This window comes from Synechococcus sp. CBW1002 (assembly GCF_015840915.1).
In the GTDB taxonomy this organism is placed as follows: Bacteria; Cyanobacteriota; Cyanobacteriia; order PCC-6307; family Cyanobiaceae; genus CBW1002.
The window spans coordinates 3,582,004-3,596,815 of the sequence record NZ_CP060398.1 but is presented as its reverse complement, the minus strand read 5'-3'; the positions used below and the strand labels follow the sequence as shown (position 1 = coordinate 3,596,815).

Genomic DNA, 14,812 nt, shown 5'->3' with positions numbered 1-14,812 from the left:
TTAACCTCTGAGGCGGGGTACCGCCCCTGAAAGGGGCTCCCACCGATGAGCAAGCGCCGCACCCACAGCCCCGAGTTCAAGGCCAGGGTCGCCATGGAGGCGATCAGTGGCCGCAAGACGATCCAGGAGATCGCCGCCGACCACGCCATCCACCCGATCCAGGTGAGCCAGTGGAAGCGGCAGCTCCTGGACGGTGCCAGCGAGCTCTTCACCCGAGGCAAGAAGACCAAGGACAAGGAGGAGGGGCAGGCCAAGGAGGCGGAGCTGTTCCAGCAGATTGAGGTGGTCTGGCTTTTCTGGACAGGCCCCATCGTTAACCTCTGAGGCGGGGTACCGCCCCTGAAAGGGGCTCCCACCGATGAGCAAGCGCCGCACCCACAGCCCCGAGTTCAAGGCCAGGGTCGCCATGGAGGCGATCAGTGGCCGCAAGACGATCCAGGAGATCGCCGCCGACCACGCCATCCACCCGATCCAGGTGAGCCAGTGGAAGCGGCAGCTCCTGGACGGTGCCAGCGAGCTCTTCACCCGAGGCAAGAAGACCAAGGACAAGGAGGAGGGGCAGGCCAAGGAGGCGGAGCTGTTCCAGCAGATCGGACGGCTGCAGATGGAGCTGGAGTGGCTCAAAAAAAAGTCTCAACTGCTCTGATGCCCGTGAACTGCGCAAGCTGGTCGATCACGACCACCCCGAGCTCAGCATCAGCAGGCAGTGTGCGCTGCTGGGGCTGCCTCGATCCACGCTGTACTACCGGCCGACACCGGTCCGTGTATCGACGCTGCGGATCATGGCCAGGATCGATGCTCTCTACCTGGAGGATCCCTGCAGCGGCAGCCGCCGGATGGTGGACTATCTGGCCCAAGATGGTATCCCGATCAGCCGAGATCGAGTGCGAAACCTCATGCGGCGCATGGGATTACGGGCGATCTACCAGAAGCCCCGGACGACGGTTCCAGGTGATCCGTCCGTGCGGTTCCCCTGCCTGGTGGACCTCACGCAGGTCACGTCGGTGGATCAGGTCTGGGCGACCGACATCACCTACATCCCTCTGCAGAAAGGGTTCCTCTATCTGGTGGCGATCATGGATCTCCATTCCAGGCATGTGCTCAGCTGGAGGCTCTCCAACAGCCTTGACACGAAGTTCTGTCTGGAGGCCCTGGAGATGGCCTTGGGAGGCGGCCGTAGGCCAGAGATCTTCCACTCCGATCAAGGCTGTCAGTTCACGTCCGCTGACTTTGTGGCCAGACTCAAAGGGGAGCGGATCCAGATCAGCTGGTCCGGCAGAAAGCGGTGCTACGACAACATCCTTGTTGAACGGCTGTGGAGGACTGTCAAGTACGAGGAGGTCTACCTACGGGCATACAGCGATGGCTGGGACGCTGAAATCAGCCTGGCCCGCTTCCTGTGGCGGTATTGCCATGTAAGACCTCACAGTTCCCTTGGAGGCAAAACTCCCCACGCGGTCTACACTGAGGCCGAACCATGTTCCACCCGTCCTGGGTTAACGATGTCAGGGGCCGGAACTGTCCAATAAAAGGCACCCACCTCAGACGCGCCACGACAGCCATGGGCACGATCGAGGCCCCATCAGGATTTCAGGCCTGGTGCCGCAGCAAAATTCAACCGGCTCACCGGTCAACCTGATTGGCACAAGCCATCAACCTGATTGACACGGGACACAGGGGTTTAGGCCGCCCGAACGACGCAAGGGCAGTGGCCGCAAGCGCGGCGGCCAGCCGGGCCATCCCGGATCTGGGCCGGAGCTGCTGCCGATCGAGCGGGTGGATGAGGTGGTCGAGCACCACCCCCAGGCCTGCCGCCGCTGCGGCACGTTGCTACAGGGTCAGGATCCCGAGCCCTTGAGGCACCAGGTGATCGAGATTCCACCGATCACGCCTCTGGTGATCGAGCACCGGCTGCACCGCCTGGTCTGCCCCTGCTGTTCCACCAGCACCTGTGCCTCGTTACCGGCGGAGGTGGAAGTAAGCCATTACGGTCCCCGGCTCAGTGCTCTGGTGGGTCTGCTGGGTAGTGCCTTCCCGTTGAGTTTCAGCAAGACCCAGGCGCTGCTGGATCAGCTGCTGGGGGTACAGATCAGCCGGGGAGCGATGGCCACTATCCGCCAGCGCTTGAGTGCAGCACTGGAGCAGCCCATGCAGGAGGCCCTTGCGTTTGCCCGTCAGCAGTCGGTGGTCTATGTCGGGACTCCTGAAAAAGATTCTCGGCCCATCGGCGCCGGATTCGTCCGTTTGCTTCGCGTTAATCAGGCTGGCAAGCGCGGTGACATCAAGTCGGCCAGATCTCAAAAGCATGGCTTGCAGATGCCCTCAGGCGCTCTGATCGCTGACCAGGCCATAAAAAAGCTGTAGATCCACCCAAAAAGAAGGACAAAAAAGAGGCGCAGCAGCCTCAAGACCTTTTCCGCGCACATCACGACAAAGGCCATCGAGATGGAGGATTCGGCACCAGCTGGTAGACGAGCCATGATCAGATCCAGGGAATACTTGCGCTTTCCAGAGCCAAAGACGCCTTCCACTTCATTGCGTCGAGCTTGATCAGATCGGAGCTGGTGCTTGTGTGCAGTGGTGACATCAGGATCCTTGGGCGGGCGACCCAATCGCTTGCCGGAGAGGCGAATACCGTTCCTCGTGCAGAAATGCCTATTCTTGGCCGTGATATAAATCCGGTCGGCGCAGATTCGCTCTGGGTAAGATCCTGTATCCAGCTTGTATTTTTCCGCCTGAGCGATAAGGTCTTCTCCTTCGTTGTAGGGGTTCCAGCTTATGCGGTGCAAGAACGGAAAGCCGTTTTGAACCGAAACACTGATTTTGGCTCCAAACTCCACCGCAGCACGTGCTTTGCCTCGCACCATTGGGCGGATATGGGTCTGCACAAGATTCACCAGGCGGTCTGGAATGCTGTTGGTCTGAGAGGCGAGCAGAAGGCCCTGTTGCCGCTCCAACTCGCTGCAGGCCAACAACTTCTGCCACCAATGCCTCTTAAGCTCGGAAAGCCTTGCCCCGCAGCCGATCAGAGCATCAATGGCCTTGAGATTCTGCCGCACATAGCCAAGCTGATGTTTAATGGCAGCCTTCACTTTGCGGCGACGTGGTCGTTTTTGCTTCGCCACTCTCAGGAAATGAGCACGAGCAAGGCCACGGTCGTAGCGAGGTCGATGTCTCCTGAATCCCGATGACTGACTGCACAGATCATCAATGACTCGCTCGGTCGTTGTGCGAGCCTCGTTGAGGAGCTTGAGGTCTCTGGGATAGGTGATGTCGGCTGGAGTGCAACTGGCATCAATCGTGAGAGTGCCCCAATTCTTTCCTTCTGGCCAGTCAGCAGGCTTGATCAACGCATCAAGTTCTAGCTGAGCGCCTCCTCCACTGGAATCACGATCATCATGGTCGTCATCGTCTGCTGCCTGAGCAAGTGCTTCCAGAAGGATCTCTTTGCCGCGCTGCACCACCAGCTCGTTGATACGGCGCAGATCCTCGTCAGAAAAACGCTTGCGAAAGTGCACCATCATCGAGGCATCAAACGGTGCCTTAGCTGTGTAGCCCGCAAAGCCGAGGTAAGCATTCAGGGGTCGGGACAGCACGCGGCGAACATCGTCTCTGCTGAACCCTTGACGGCGTCCTGATTCCCGTTTGCATCTCAGGCAGAGACTGCTTGAGATGGGCGCCCCTCCTGCTGGCATTTCCGAGGTGGACTGGTTGTCGTGGCCAGCTGGTGCCAGGGAGTTCATTCTGGCTCAACAGGAGGAGATGGTGCAGCTCCGCGTCCAGCTCACCGCCCTGGCGACCGAACTGGCCCATCTGCGCGAGCGGATCGGCCGCAGCTCCCGCAATTCTTCCAAGCCTCCCTCCAGTGATGGCCAGGGGTTTAGGCCGCCCGAACGACGCAAGGGCAGTGGCCGCAAGCGCGGCGGCCAGCCGGGCCATCCCGGATCTGGGCCGGAGCTGCTGCCGATCGAGCGGGTGGATGAGGTGGTCGAGCACCACCCCCAGGCCTGCCGCCGCTGCGGCACGTTGCTACAGGGTCAGGATCCCGAGCCCTTGAGGCACCAGGTGATCGAGATTCCACCGATCACGCCTCTGGTGATCGAGCACCGGCTGCACCGCCTGGTCTGCCCCTGCTGTTCCACCAGCACCTGTGCCTCGTTACCGGCGGAGGTGGAAGTAAGCCATTACGGTCCCCGGCTCAGTGCTCTGGTGGGTCTGCTGGGTAGTGCCTTCCCGTTGAGTTTCAGCAAGACCCAGGCGCTGCTGGATCAGCTGCTGGGGGTACAGATCAGCCGGGGAGCGATGGCCACTATCCGCCAGCGCTTGAGTGCAGCACTGGAGCAGCCCATGCAGGAGGCCCTTGCGTTTGCCCGTCAGCAGTCGGTGGTCTATGTCGATGAAACCGGTGCCCCCACCGGTAATGCCGATGGGGGCAACCCCGATGGCCGGCGCGGCTGGGAGTGGGTCATGGTGACCGCCATGGGGGTGACAGTGTTCTTGCAGAGCCTGAGCCGCTCGGCTGCCGCCGCGATCGACCTGCTCGGGAATGCCTTTGGCGGAATTGTGGTGAGCGATCGCTTCTCCGCCTACAACCATCTCCCGCTGGAGCAGCGCCAGCTGTGCTGGGCGCACGTGATCCGCGATCTCACTGCCATCGCTGACCGTCAGGGCGCCAGCGGTGAGATTGGAGCGGAGCTGCTGGGCCTGCAGCAGCAGCTGTTTGCCCAGTGGCACCGCTACAAAGACGGAACGATCGACTGGTCCACGTTGCAGCAGGGCTGTCGGCCGATCCGCCAGGCGTTTGTGGGCACGCTGCAGCGGGTTGTGGAGCTGGGCTGCCAGCGCGGCGAGCGAACGCCGTGGGCCAAGACGGTGCGTACCTGCCATCAGTTGCTGCAAGTGAGCGATGGCCTCTGGACCTTCCTGGAGATTGAAGGGATCGAGCCCACCAACAACGCAGCCGAGCGTGCCCTGCGCCATTCGGTGATTCAGCGCAAGATCAGCCATGGCGTCCAATCCCGCCAGGGTGCAATCTGCCGCAGCAGGTTGCTCACGGTCACCACCAGCCTGCGGCAACAGGGCCGTGATATCTGGCAGTTCCTGGAGCAGGCCTTGATCGCCCATCATCGCGGCGGTGAGATGCCATCGCTGTTGCCGAATCCCTGAGCCGGCCGTCATCGATCGTGGTGTCTGTGGTCGCTTGGTGATCAGCGATCAAGGGCGGTGAATGCTGCGCGGCTGCGTCACGGCCCCTGAACGGATACAAGCCGAGAAAGAACTGAATATAGGCGTTCTCTCTGATCTGATGGACTGTCTCTTCGTCGGTGAGCCCTAACTTCTGTTTGATGTAGAGAGCACCAAAGGCCATTCTCACTGATTTGGCTGGAGCGCCAATTGTGGCGCTGAATTGAGGGGCATAGGTTTCTTCCAGCTCATCCCATGGGATCAGCCCCTCCAGTTGAACCCAGCGATTCTCGGGATCAAGTGTGCCGCCAAATGGCAGGTGGAACTCCTTGATTGAGATCTGACCGTTATTGTGCCTCCGGTACATATGGAACGATCAGGAGTAAAGGCAATCACGGATTGCCTGATTCACGGCCACTTTAGCGGTTTCTCATGCTTGAGACCAGCTGCGGCGCAATGGATCTGGATTGGTACCCGTTCAGGAGTCGGGACAGCTCGCAACGAACATCGGGCTTGCTGAACCCTTGACGGTGGCTTGATTCCTGGTTGCATCTCAGTAAGAGACTCCTTGCGATGACCACCCCACCGGCCGGGATTTCAGAAGCCGATTGGGCCGCCACCCCGGTGGGAGTGAAGGCTGGATTTCTTGAGCTGGTCAGTCAGTGCCAGAGGCAGCAACAGGAGATCGAGCAGCTCCGCATCCAGCTCACCGCCCTGGCGACCGAACTGGCCCATCTGCGCGAGCGGATCGGCCGCAGCTCCCGCAATTCTTCCAAGCCTCCCTCCAGTGATGGCCAGGGGTTTAAGCCGCCCGAACGACGCAAGGGCAGTGGCCGCAAGCGCGGCGGCCAGCCGGGCCATCCCGGATCTGGGCCGGAGCTGCTGCCGATCGAGCGGGTGGATGAGGTGGTCGAGCACCACCCCCAGGCCTGCCGCCGCTGCGGCACGTTGCTACAGGGTCAGGATCCCGAGCCCTTGAGGCACCAGGTGATCGAGATTCCACCGATCACGCCTCTGGTGATCGAGCACCGGCTGCACCGCCTGGTCTGCCCCTGCTGTACCACCAGCACCTGTGCCTCGTTACCGGCGGAGGTGGAAGTAAGCCATTACGGTCCCCGGCTCAGTGCTCTGGTGGGTCTGCTGGGTAGTGCCTTCCCGTTGAGTTTCAGCAAGACCCAGGCGCTGCTGGATCAGCTGCTGGGGGTACAGATCAGCCGGGGAGCGATGGCCACTATCCGCCAGCGCTTGAGTGCAGCACTGGAGCAGCCCATGCAGGAGGCCCTTGCGTTTGCCCGTCAGCAGTCGGTGGTCTATGTCGATGAAACCGGTGCCCCCACCGGTAATGCCGATGGGGGCAACCCCGATGGCCGGCGCGGCTGGGAGTGGGTCATGGTGACCGCCATGGGGGTGACAGTGTTCTTGCAGAGCCTGAGCCGCTCGGCTGCCGCCGCGATCGACCTGCTCGGGAATGCCTTTGGCGGAATTGTGGTGAGCGATCGCTTCTCCGCCTACAACCATCTCCCGCTGGAGCAGCGCCAGCTGTGCTGGGCGCACGTGATCCGCGATCTCACTGCCATCGCTGACCGTCAGGGCGCCAGCGGTGAGATTGGAGCGGAGCTGCTGGGCCTGCAGCAGCAGCTGTTTGCCCAGTGGCACCGCTACAAAGACGGAACGATCGACTGGTCCACGTTGCAGCAGGGCTGTCGGCCGATCCGCCAGGCGTTTGTGGGCACGCTGCAGCGGGTTGTGGAGCTGGGCTGCCAGCGCGGCGAGCGAACGCCGTGGGCCAAGACGGTGCGTACCTGCCATCAGTTGCTGCAAGTGAGCGATGGCCTCTGGACCTTCCTGGAGATTGAAGGGATCGAGCCCACCAACAACGCAGCCGAGCGTGCCCTGCGCCATTCGGTGATTCAGCGCAAGATCAGCCATGGCGTCCAATCCCGCCAGGGTGCGATCTGCCGCAGCAGGCTGCTCACGGTCACCACCAGCCTGCGGCAACAGGGCCGTGATATCTGGCAGTTCCTGGAGCAGGCCTTGATCGCCCATCATCGCGGCGGTGAGATGCCATCGCTGTTGCCGAATCCCTGAGCCGGCCGTCATCGATCGTGGTGTCTGTGGTTGCTCGTTGATCAACGATCAGGGGTGGAATGCTGCGCTGCTGCGTCACGGCCCCTGAACGGATACCTGGATTGTTCAGGAGTCCCTATGTCGATGAAACCGGTGCCCCCACCGGTAATGCCGATGGGGGCAACCCCGATGGCCGGCGCGGCTGGGAGTGGGTCATGGTGACCGCCATGGGGGTGACAGTGTTCTTGCAGAGCCTGAGCCGCTCGGCTGCCGCCGCGATCGACCTGCTCGGGAATGCCTTTGGCGGAATTGTGGTGAGCGATCGCTTCTCCGCCTACAACCATCTCCCGCTGGAGCAGCGCCAGCTGTGCTGGGCGCACGTGATCCGCGATCTCACTGCCATCGCTGACCGTCAGGGCGCCAGCGGTGAGATTGGAGCGGAGCTGCTGGGCCTGCAGCAGCAGCTGTTTGCCCAGTGGCACCGCTACAAAGACGGAACGATCGACTGGTCCACGTTGCAGCAGGGCTGTCGGCCGATCCGCCAGGCGTTTGTGGGCACGCTGCAGCGGGTTGTGGAGCTGGGCTGCCAGCGCGGCGAGCGAACGCCGTGGGCCAAGACGGTGCGTACCTGCCATCAGTTGCTGCAAGTGAGCGATGGCCTCTGGACCTTCCTGGAGATTGAAGGGATCGAGCCCACCAACAACGCAGCCGAGCGTGCCCTGCGCCATTCGGTGATTCAGCGCAAGATCAGCCATGGCGTCCAATCCCGCCAGGGTGCAATCTGCCGCAGCAGGTTGCTCACGGTCACCACCAGCCTGCGGCAACAGGGCCGTGATATCTGGCAGTTCCTGGAGCAGGCCTTGATCGCCCATCATCGCGGCGGTGAGATGCCATCAATGTTGCCGAATCCCTGAGCCGGCCGTCATCGATCGTGGTGTCTGTGGTCGCTTGGTGATCAGCGATCAAGGGCGGTGAATGCTGCGCGGCTGCGTCACGGCCCCTGAACGGATACACCGCTAGAGTGGCCGTGAATCGGGCAATCCGTGATTGCCTTTACTCCTGATCGCTCCATATGTACAGGAGGCACAATAACGGTCAGATCTCAATCAAGGAGTTCCACCTGCCATTTGGCGGCACACTTGATCCCGAGAATCGCTGGGTTCAACTGGAGGGGCTGATCCCATGGGATGAACTGGAAGAAACCTATGCCCCTCAATTCAGCGCCACAATTGGCGCTCCAGCCAAATCAGTGAGAATTGCCTTTGGTGCTCTCTACATTAAACAGAAGTTAAGGCTCACCGACGAAGAGACAGTCCATCAGATCATAGAGAACGCCTATGTGCGTGTGCCACGAGGCATAGATTCTTCATGAACTATGTCGTAACTGTATCGAGGATGGGAGTGTGGCCTCCCGATGTCTGCCTGCAGGGGCTGGCTTCAAACCACCCCATGCTGTTGCGGTCAAAAGCCGTGGTGGTGAGCGATGGGGAAAAGGCGGAGTTGATCCGTCAGGTGAGTGATGAGAAGGTGAGCGCAAGCGAACCGTCGATGACACATCGAAATGCGTTCCAGTTGCTGTCAAAACGAGCTGAGGCATGTACAGCTCGGATCAGTGTGGGCGACACCTGTATACGGACCACATGGCAGCCGGTGTATAGACGGCACGAGCTCATCACAGGCCTCGATACGGAACGTGGGAACCTGACATGGGATGCCAAGGGAAAAGATCAAGTGGCTACAATCATGAGTCTGAATACCAATGACCTTGTCAGGGGCGGAGCAGTTCGTAGTAGCGATGAAGAGGCTGTAATCGCCTTGGAGCGAAGGAACTGCGTCATCCAGTCTGATAAATTAGATCAACCAGGTTGCCTGGGAGGAATCAGATGAACACAGACAAGCCTTTGCCAATTACCAAGAAGATGGTGTGGCAAGCCTATCAGGCTATCTCCAGGAACGGAAAGGCTGCTGGCGTGGATGGTCAGAGCCTCGATGACTTCTCCAAGGACTTAAAGAACAACCTCTACAGGATCTGGAATCGTTTGGCATCAGGGAGTTACTTCCCGCCTCCGGTCCGCCGTGTAGAGATTCCTAAGTCCAAAGGGGGAGGCATGAGGCCACTGAGCATTCCAACAGTTTCCGATCGCATCGCACAGATGGTGGTCAGACAGATCATCGAACCCAGATTGGAGCCAATCTTTGATTCGGATTCATTTGGATATCGACCCGGTCGATCTGCTCATCAAGCCGTGGAATTGTGTCGCAAGCGTTGCTGGCAACGAGACTGGGTATTGGACCTTGATATCAAGGGATCCCCCAGTGTCAGCAAACGAACCAGTACGCGCGTACGCCCTCGCGCCCGAAACACCCACGGCCAAGCCAGAGCGCCCTTGCCACTCTGGTCATGAGGACATCGGGCCATGGCCGATGACATCTTTGGAGGCCTGACCCCGAAAGCAAACGTGGCCTGGGATTCGAATTGCGCTCCCTGCCCTGGCGACGGCTCGACTGACCAATGAGTTAGTCGGCCGATCCCGATTAGGAATTTGCTGATTTTAGTGCGCGAATCCTGCCTGATGCCCTCCCGATCACCTAGTGAGTCCTTAAGCCATGGGAGAACCAATTTCAGCAGGCAAGCGCCGAGCTCGTCTGAAAGTCATTAACCCTCGTTCCGCTGGAATTGATGTCGGCAGTAGATTCCACGTTGTTGCTGTTCCTGTCGAGCTTGATCCGAATCCCGTCCGCAAGTTTTCAAGCTTCACAAAGGATCTAATCGCACTCGCCGAATGGCTGCTGGCAGTTGGAATTAGCACCACTGCCATGGAGTCCACTGGAATCTACTGGGTTCCGCTTTACGAGATTCTCTCTGGCAAAGGCATTGACGTCTTTCTTGTTAATGCCAGGCACGCCAAGAATGTTCCGGGCCGCAAGACGGATATCAACGATGCACAATGGCTTCAGCAGCTCCACAGCTACGGCCTGGTGAGAGCAAGCTTTCGTCCAGACCAAAAAATCACAGAACTACGCTCATATCTGCGGCAGCGTGATCAACTTGTTCGATACCGCTCGTCTCATCAGAAACACATCCAGAAGGCGCTGATGCTTATGAATCTTCAGCTTCATCATGTTGTCAGAGATATCAGCGGACTAACCGGTAGGCGAATCATCGATGCCATACTTTCAGGTGAGAGGGACCCCGAAAGACTCGCTTCTCTCCGAGACAGACGCTGCAAGGAGAGCGCGGCAACAATTGCGGCTGCTCTTGAGGGGAACTACCAAGACGATCACTTGTTCTCTTTGAAGATCGCAGTTGAGCTCTTTGACACCTATTCAGAGAAGATCAGGGCCTGCGAGCTTGCGGCACAATCATTGATGACAGAGCTTGCCGGCTCGGACTATCAAGATCCAGGCAGTCAACCTGGGGATTGGAAGATATGCGGACATGGCTTTGCATTTAACCCAACCCACCTAATTCAAGCCTTGTCAGGCCACAATCTTCTAAGGCTTCCGGGATTAGGACCAACAACAGTTCTCACGCTCATTAGTGAGTGTGGGTTGGACATGAAGCGCTGGCCCAGTGCCCAGCATTTTGTGTCATGGCTGGGACTCAGTCCTCAGAACAGGATCTCAGGGGGAAAGGTACTTTCTTCACGAACACGACAGGGCACTACGCGAGCAGGTAGTGCCTTTTGGATGGCTGCCGTACCGCTGGGAAGAACGAATACTGCACTGGGTGCTTTTCAACGTCGTCTGGCAGCACGTGCCGGAAAGAGTAAAGCATTAATTGCTACTGCCCGAAAGCTTGCCATTCTTTACTACAAGACGCTCCGTGATGGTTTGGTATATCAGGATCCCGGTGCTGCCGCATATCAGGAGGAATCAAGGGATCGTCAGATTCGTGGTCTCCAGCGACGCGCCATTGCCCTTGGTTTTCAACTTGTTGCCTCTGCTTGAGGTGTGGTCAGTCAGCCGAGATCCCTGTTGGCCGTTGGTGTTTCTTAGGAAGAAGTCCGCTCGGTTTGACCCGTCCACCTGGGGGCCCAACCGACGACTATGCAACCGCCCTATGACGCCGCTCTGCGGGAAGCCGTCCGCCTGCGGATGAGCCCTCCGAACCTTGAGAGCGTGGCTGAGATCGCCCGCGACACCGGGATCACGGCGCAGACCATCTACAACTGGCGGAGCCAGTGGCAGAAGCAGGGCCAGCTGGTGCCTGCCACGAACCGGCCGCCGGAGCAGTGGAGCGCTGCCGACAAGCTGGCAGCCGTGATCCAGGCCGCAGGACTGAACGGAAGCGAGCTCGGGTCGTTCTGCAGGGAGCGGGGGCTGTACCCCAAGCAGGTTGCCCGTTGGCGCCAGGCCGCCGAGGATGCCAATGGCCCCAGCGCGCCGAGCATGGCTGATCAGCGGGAACTGCAACGCAAGAATCAGGAACTGGTCCGGCGGAATCGCCAGCTGGAGCGTGAATTGCAGAAGAAAGAAAAAGCACTGACAGAAGCGGCGACGTTGTTGATGCTCTCAAAAAAGTTCAACCAGATCTTTCAACCGGACGAGGATCCTTGATTCCGTCTGGCGATCGCGGTGCGATCGTCGCGCTTCTACAGGAAGGCATCAGTCGTGGCCTTTCGGCCAAGGCCATTGCTGATCTTTTCGGCCTGGCGACACGCACGCTGAGGCGATGGGGCTTGATGATTCGGACCCAGGGATTCAGCTGCGATCAACGCAAGGGAGCGTCCAGGCATGTCATGCATCGTTTCAGCGAGGAGGAGCGCCAACAGGTGTTGTCCACTGTCAACGATCCACGCTTTGCCGATCTCACGCCTGGTCAGATCGTGGCGATCCTTGCCGAGGAGGGAGTCTACGTGGGATCGGAGTCAACGATTTACCGCATCATGCGCCAGGAAGGCCTGTTAAATCATCGCGGCAGGAGCCGCCCACCGCGGGAGCCAAGAGAGCCACCCGTGCTGGAGGCAACGGGCATCCATCAAGTGCTGGCCTGGGATATCACCCTGTTGCCGGGGCCTGTGAAGGGTCAATTCTACTACCTTTATATGGTGATGGATGTGTGGAGCCGGCGCATCCTTGGCGTTGAGGTGCACGATCGTGAATGCGGCGAACTGGCCAAGCACTTCTTTGATCGTGTCTGCCGTGATGAAGGGATCAGCTCGGGGTCGACCACGATCCTGCACGCCGATAACGGAGCACCCATGCGCTCCTACACCTTGGCCGCCAAGCTGGCCGAGCTCGGCATCTCCCTGTCATTCTCGCGGCCGCGGGTGAGCAATGACAACGCCTACGTTGAGTCATGGTTCCGAACCATGAAATATCACCAGAGCTATCCAGTGCGTCGTTTCCGGGATCTTCTCTCAGTGCGTGCCTGGGTCGATGGTTTTGTTGACTGGTACAACGCTGAGCATCGTCACAGCGGCATCAAGTATGTGACGCCCAATCAACGTCACTACGGAGAAGCTGACGCGATCTGCAGAGTCCGTCAGCAGACCTATGAGCAGGCGCGTGCGCAACATCCACGCCGCTGGGCCAGGCCACCTCGCGATTGGGCTCAGCCAACAGTCGTGCGGGTCAACCATCCCAGACCGCAGGACACTGTCGCTGCTTGAAGATCAGAAACCCAGGCCCCAGGGGGTTGTGGTTGGACCGCCCGCAAGAGGCGGGCCGGCCTCAGCCTCCGACCGGGGGCCGGCCGCTCAAGCCTGCGCTCCTGATCAACGCGCGATGACGATCAACATCCGATCTCGAAGCCCATGATCCTCCATCCGGAGTAGGCTTTCTGAGGTACTCAGATCAGTACCCTGAGCGGACATCTTTGCTGATAGGCGCCGGATTTTTCGACTCGATCGATCATGATCTCTTGTTCAAGGCTCTCCAGGCTCACATCCAAGAGCGCTGGGTGCTGCTTTATCTGCGGCGTTGGCTTGAAGCACCTGTTCAACTGCCCAATGGAGAACTACAGGCCAAGGCCTGCGGTGAGGTGGTCTGGCTTTTCTGGACAGGCCCCATCGTTAACCTCTGAGGCGGGGTACCGCCCCTGAAAGGGGCTCCCACCGATGAGCAAGCGCCGCGCCCACAGCCCCGAGTTCAAGGCCAGGGTCGCCATGGAGGCGATCAGTGGCCGCAAGACGATCCAGGAGATCGCCGCCGACCACGCCATCCACCCGATCCAGGTGAGCCAGTGGAAGCGGCAGCTCCTGGACGGTGCCAGCGAGCTCTTCACCCGAGGCAAGAAGACCAAGGACAAGGAGGAGGGGCAGGCCAAGGAGGCGGAGCTGTTCCAGCAGATTGAGGTGGTCTGGCTTTTCTGGACAGGCCCCATCGTTAACCTCTGAGGCGGGGTACCGCCCCTGAAAGGGGCTCCCACCGATGAGCAAGCGCCGCACCCACAGCCCCGAGTTCAAGGCCAGGGTCGCCATGGAGGCGATCAGTGGCCGCAAGACGATCCAGGAGATCGCCGCCGACCACGCCATCCACCCGATCCAGGTGAGCCAGTGGAAGCGGCAGCTCCTGGACGGTGCCAGCGAGCTCTTCACCCGAGGCAAGAAGACCAAGGACAAGGAGGAGGGGCAGGCCAAGGAGGCGGAGCTGTTCCAGCAGATCGGACGGCTGCAGATGGAGCTGGAGTGGCTCAAAAAAAAGTCTCAACTGCTCTGATGCCCGTGAACTGCGCAAGCTGGTCGATCACGACCACCCCGAGCTCAGCATCAGCAGGCAGTGTGCGCTGCTGGGGCTGCCTCGATCCACGCTGTACTACCGGCCGACACCGGTCCGTGTATCGACGCTGCGGATCATGGCCAGGATCGATGCTCTCTACCTGGAGGATCCCTGCAGCGGCAGCCGCCGGATGGTGGACTATCTGGCCCAAGATGGTATCCCGATCAGCCGAGATCGAGTGCGAAACCTCATGCGGCGCATGGGATTACGGGCGATCTACCAGAAGCCCCGGACGACGGTTCCAGGTGATCCGTCCGTGCGGTTCCCCTGCCTGGTGGACCTCACGCAGGTCACGTCGGTGGATCAGGTCTGGGCGACCGACATCACCTACATCCCTCTGCAGAAAGGGTTCCTCTATCTGGTGGCGATCATGGATCTCCATTCCAGGCATGTGCTCAGCTGGAGGCTCTCCAACAGCCTTGACACGAAGTTCTGTCTGGAGGCCCTGGAGATGGCCTTGGGAGGCGGCCGTAGGCCAGAGATCTTCCACTCCGATCAAGGCTGTCAGTTCACGTCCGCTGACTTTGTGGCCAGACTCAAAGGGGAGCGGATCCAGATCAGCTGGTCCGGCAGAAAGCGGTGCTACGACAACATCCTTGTTGAACGGCTGTGGAGGACTGTCAAGTACGAGGAGGTCTACCTACGGGCATACAGCGATGGCTGGGACGCTGAAATCAGCCTGGCCCGCTTCCTGTGGCGGTATTGCCATGTAAGACCTCACAGTTCCCTTGGAGGCAAAACTCCCCACGCGGTCTACACTGAGGCCGAACCATGTTCCACCCGTCCTGGGTTAACGATGTCAGGGGCCGGAACTGTCCAATAAAAGGCACCCACCTCA

17 protein-coding genes and 1 pseudogene are annotated in these 14,812 nt (G+C 59.8%); 16 read left to right on the top strand and 2 right to left on the bottom strand.

What is annotated here, in order from left to right:
* The first annotated feature begins 45 nt into the window (after nucleotides 1-45).
* From H8F24_RS17690 to H8F24_RS17680, 4 genes are all read left to right on the top strand, one after another.
* The gene (locus H8F24_RS17690) at nucleotides 46-324 is read left to right on the top strand and encodes a transposase (RefSeq protein WP_231597949.1); all 279 of its coding nucleotides are present in this window, start codon (nucleotides 46-48) and stop codon (nucleotides 322-324) included.
* Between the two features lie 34 nt (nucleotides 325-358).
* A complete protein-coding gene (locus tag H8F24_RS19795; RefSeq protein ID WP_231597691.1) occupies nucleotides 359-646 on the top strand; it encodes a transposase in 288 nt (95 codons plus the stop codon).
* Between the two features lie 10 nt (nucleotides 647-656).
* Nucleotides 657-1,529: an IS3 family transposase gene (locus H8F24_RS17685; protein WP_231598222.1), complete on the top strand. Its 873-nt coding sequence runs from the start codon at nucleotides 657-659 to the stop codon at nucleotides 1,527-1,529.
* Between the two features lie 247 nt (nucleotides 1,530-1,776).
* On the top strand, nucleotides 1,777-2,364 hold the full coding sequence (locus tag H8F24_RS17680) for an IS66 family transposase zinc-finger binding domain-containing protein (protein WP_197170403.1): 588 nt from the start codon (nucleotides 1,777-1,779) through the stop codon (nucleotides 2,362-2,364).
* Here H8F24_RS17680 and H8F24_RS17675 read toward each other — a convergent pair.
* Entirely contained in the window at nucleotides 2,298-3,596 is a 1,299-nt protein-coding gene (locus tag H8F24_RS17675) for a transposase (RefSeq protein WP_197170402.1), read from the bottom strand. The two genes, H8F24_RS17680 and H8F24_RS17675, sit on opposite strands and share 67 nt — an antisense overlap.
* Before the next feature lie 76 nt (nucleotides 3,597-3,672).
* Between H8F24_RS17675 and H8F24_RS17670 the strand changes: the two genes are divergently transcribed.
* A complete protein-coding gene (locus H8F24_RS17670) occupies nucleotides 3,673-5,166 on the top strand; it encodes an IS66 family transposase (RefSeq protein WP_197154297.1) in 1,494 nt (497 codons plus the stop codon).
* 85 nt (nucleotides 5,167-5,251) lie between these two features.
* On the opposite strand, the pseudogene H8F24_RS19790 reads toward H8F24_RS17670, so the two are convergent.
* Nucleotides 5,252-5,551: pseudogene (locus H8F24_RS19790) on the bottom strand (transposase); the annotation flags it as partial.
* A 206-nt stretch (nucleotides 5,552-5,757) separates the two neighbouring features.
* Between H8F24_RS19790 and H8F24_RS17660 the strand changes: the two are divergent.
* The 11 genes from H8F24_RS17660 to H8F24_RS17620 all read left to right on the top strand — a co-directional run bounded on the left by H8F24_RS17660 (nucleotide 5,758) and on the right by H8F24_RS17620 (nucleotide 14,797).
* The gene (locus tag H8F24_RS17660) at nucleotides 5,758-7,272 is read left to right on the top strand and encodes an IS66 family transposase (RefSeq protein WP_197170082.1); all 1,515 of its coding nucleotides are present in this window, start codon (nucleotides 5,758-5,760) and stop codon (nucleotides 7,270-7,272) included.
* A gap of 101 nt (nucleotides 7,273-7,373) precedes the next feature.
* Nucleotides 7,374-8,165, top strand: a complete 792-nt coding sequence (locus H8F24_RS17655; protein WP_197170400.1) for a transposase — start codon at nucleotides 7,374-7,376, stop codon at nucleotides 8,163-8,165.
* A 158-nt stretch (nucleotides 8,166-8,323) separates the two neighbouring features.
* Nucleotides 8,324-8,623: a transposase gene (locus tag H8F24_RS17650; RefSeq protein WP_197170399.1), complete on the top strand. Its 300-nt coding sequence runs from the start codon at nucleotides 8,324-8,326 to the stop codon at nucleotides 8,621-8,623.
* Between the two features lie 511 nt (nucleotides 8,624-9,134).
* Entirely contained in the window at nucleotides 9,135-9,656 is a 522-nt protein-coding gene (locus H8F24_RS20305) for a reverse transcriptase domain-containing protein (protein WP_197170398.1), read from the top strand.
* Nucleotides 9,657-9,858: 202 nt separating this feature from the next.
* Nucleotides 9,859-11,202, top strand: a complete 1,344-nt coding sequence (locus tag H8F24_RS17640) for an IS110 family transposase (protein WP_231597948.1) — start codon at nucleotides 9,859-9,861, stop codon at nucleotides 11,200-11,202.
* A 99-nt stretch (nucleotides 11,203-11,301) separates the two neighbouring features.
* A complete protein-coding gene (locus H8F24_RS19785) occupies nucleotides 11,302-11,811 on the top strand; it encodes a transposase (RefSeq protein WP_197157219.1) in 510 nt (169 codons plus the stop codon).
* Nucleotides 11,808-12,866, top strand: coding sequence for an IS3 family transposase (locus H8F24_RS17635; protein ID WP_231597781.1), 1,059 nt, complete (start codon nucleotides 11,808-11,810; stop codon nucleotides 12,864-12,866). Before H8F24_RS19785 ends, H8F24_RS17635 begins: the two co-directional genes overlap by 4 nt.
* A gap of 206 nt (nucleotides 12,867-13,072) precedes the next feature.
* Complete coding sequence (locus H8F24_RS17630; RefSeq protein ID WP_197170397.1) at nucleotides 13,073-13,279, top strand: hypothetical protein; 207 nt, start codon at nucleotides 13,073-13,075, stop codon at nucleotides 13,277-13,279.
* A 34-nt stretch (nucleotides 13,280-13,313) separates the two neighbouring features.
* Nucleotides 13,314-13,592, top strand: coding sequence for a transposase (locus tag H8F24_RS17625; protein WP_231597947.1), 279 nt, complete (start codon nucleotides 13,314-13,316; stop codon nucleotides 13,590-13,592).
* Nucleotides 13,593-13,626: 34 nt separating this feature from the next.
* Nucleotides 13,627-13,914, top strand: coding sequence for a transposase (locus tag H8F24_RS19780; protein ID WP_231597691.1), 288 nt, complete (start codon nucleotides 13,627-13,629; stop codon nucleotides 13,912-13,914).
* 10 nt (nucleotides 13,915-13,924) lie between these two features.
* On the top strand, nucleotides 13,925-14,797 hold the full coding sequence (locus tag H8F24_RS17620; RefSeq protein WP_231598222.1) for an IS3 family transposase: 873 nt from the start codon (nucleotides 13,925-13,927) through the stop codon (nucleotides 14,795-14,797).
* Nucleotides 14,798-14,812: the final 15 nt, after the last annotated feature.

Coding starts and splice junctions, on each gene's coding strand:
- H8F24_RS17690 (WP_231597949.1), top strand. CDS start 46: ATGAGCAAGCGCCGCACCCACAGCCCCGAGTTCAAGGCCAGGGTCGCC.
- H8F24_RS17660 (WP_197170082.1), top strand. CDS start 5,758: ATGACCACCCCACCGGCCGGGATTTCAGAAGCCGATTGGGCCGCCACC.
- H8F24_RS17670 (WP_197154297.1), top strand. CDS start 3,673: ATGGGCGCCCCTCCTGCTGGCATTTCCGAGGTGGACTGGTTGTCGTGG.
- H8F24_RS17650 (WP_197170399.1), top strand. CDS start 8,324: ATGTACAGGAGGCACAATAACGGTCAGATCTCAATCAAGGAGTTCCAC.
- H8F24_RS19785 (WP_197157219.1), top strand. CDS start 11,302: ATGCAACCGCCCTATGACGCCGCTCTGCGGGAAGCCGTCCGCCTGCGG.
- H8F24_RS19795 (WP_231597691.1), top strand. CDS start 359: ATGAGCAAGCGCCGCACCCACAGCCCCGAGTTCAAGGCCAGGGTCGCC.
- H8F24_RS20305 (WP_197170398.1), top strand. CDS start 9,135: ATGAACACAGACAAGCCTTTGCCAATTACCAAGAAGATGGTGTGGCAA.
- H8F24_RS17640 (WP_231597948.1), top strand. CDS start 9,859: ATGGGAGAACCAATTTCAGCAGGCAAGCGCCGAGCTCGTCTGAAAGTC.
- H8F24_RS19780 (WP_231597691.1), top strand. CDS start 13,627: ATGAGCAAGCGCCGCACCCACAGCCCCGAGTTCAAGGCCAGGGTCGCC.
- H8F24_RS17625 (WP_231597947.1), top strand. CDS start 13,314: ATGAGCAAGCGCCGCGCCCACAGCCCCGAGTTCAAGGCCAGGGTCGCC.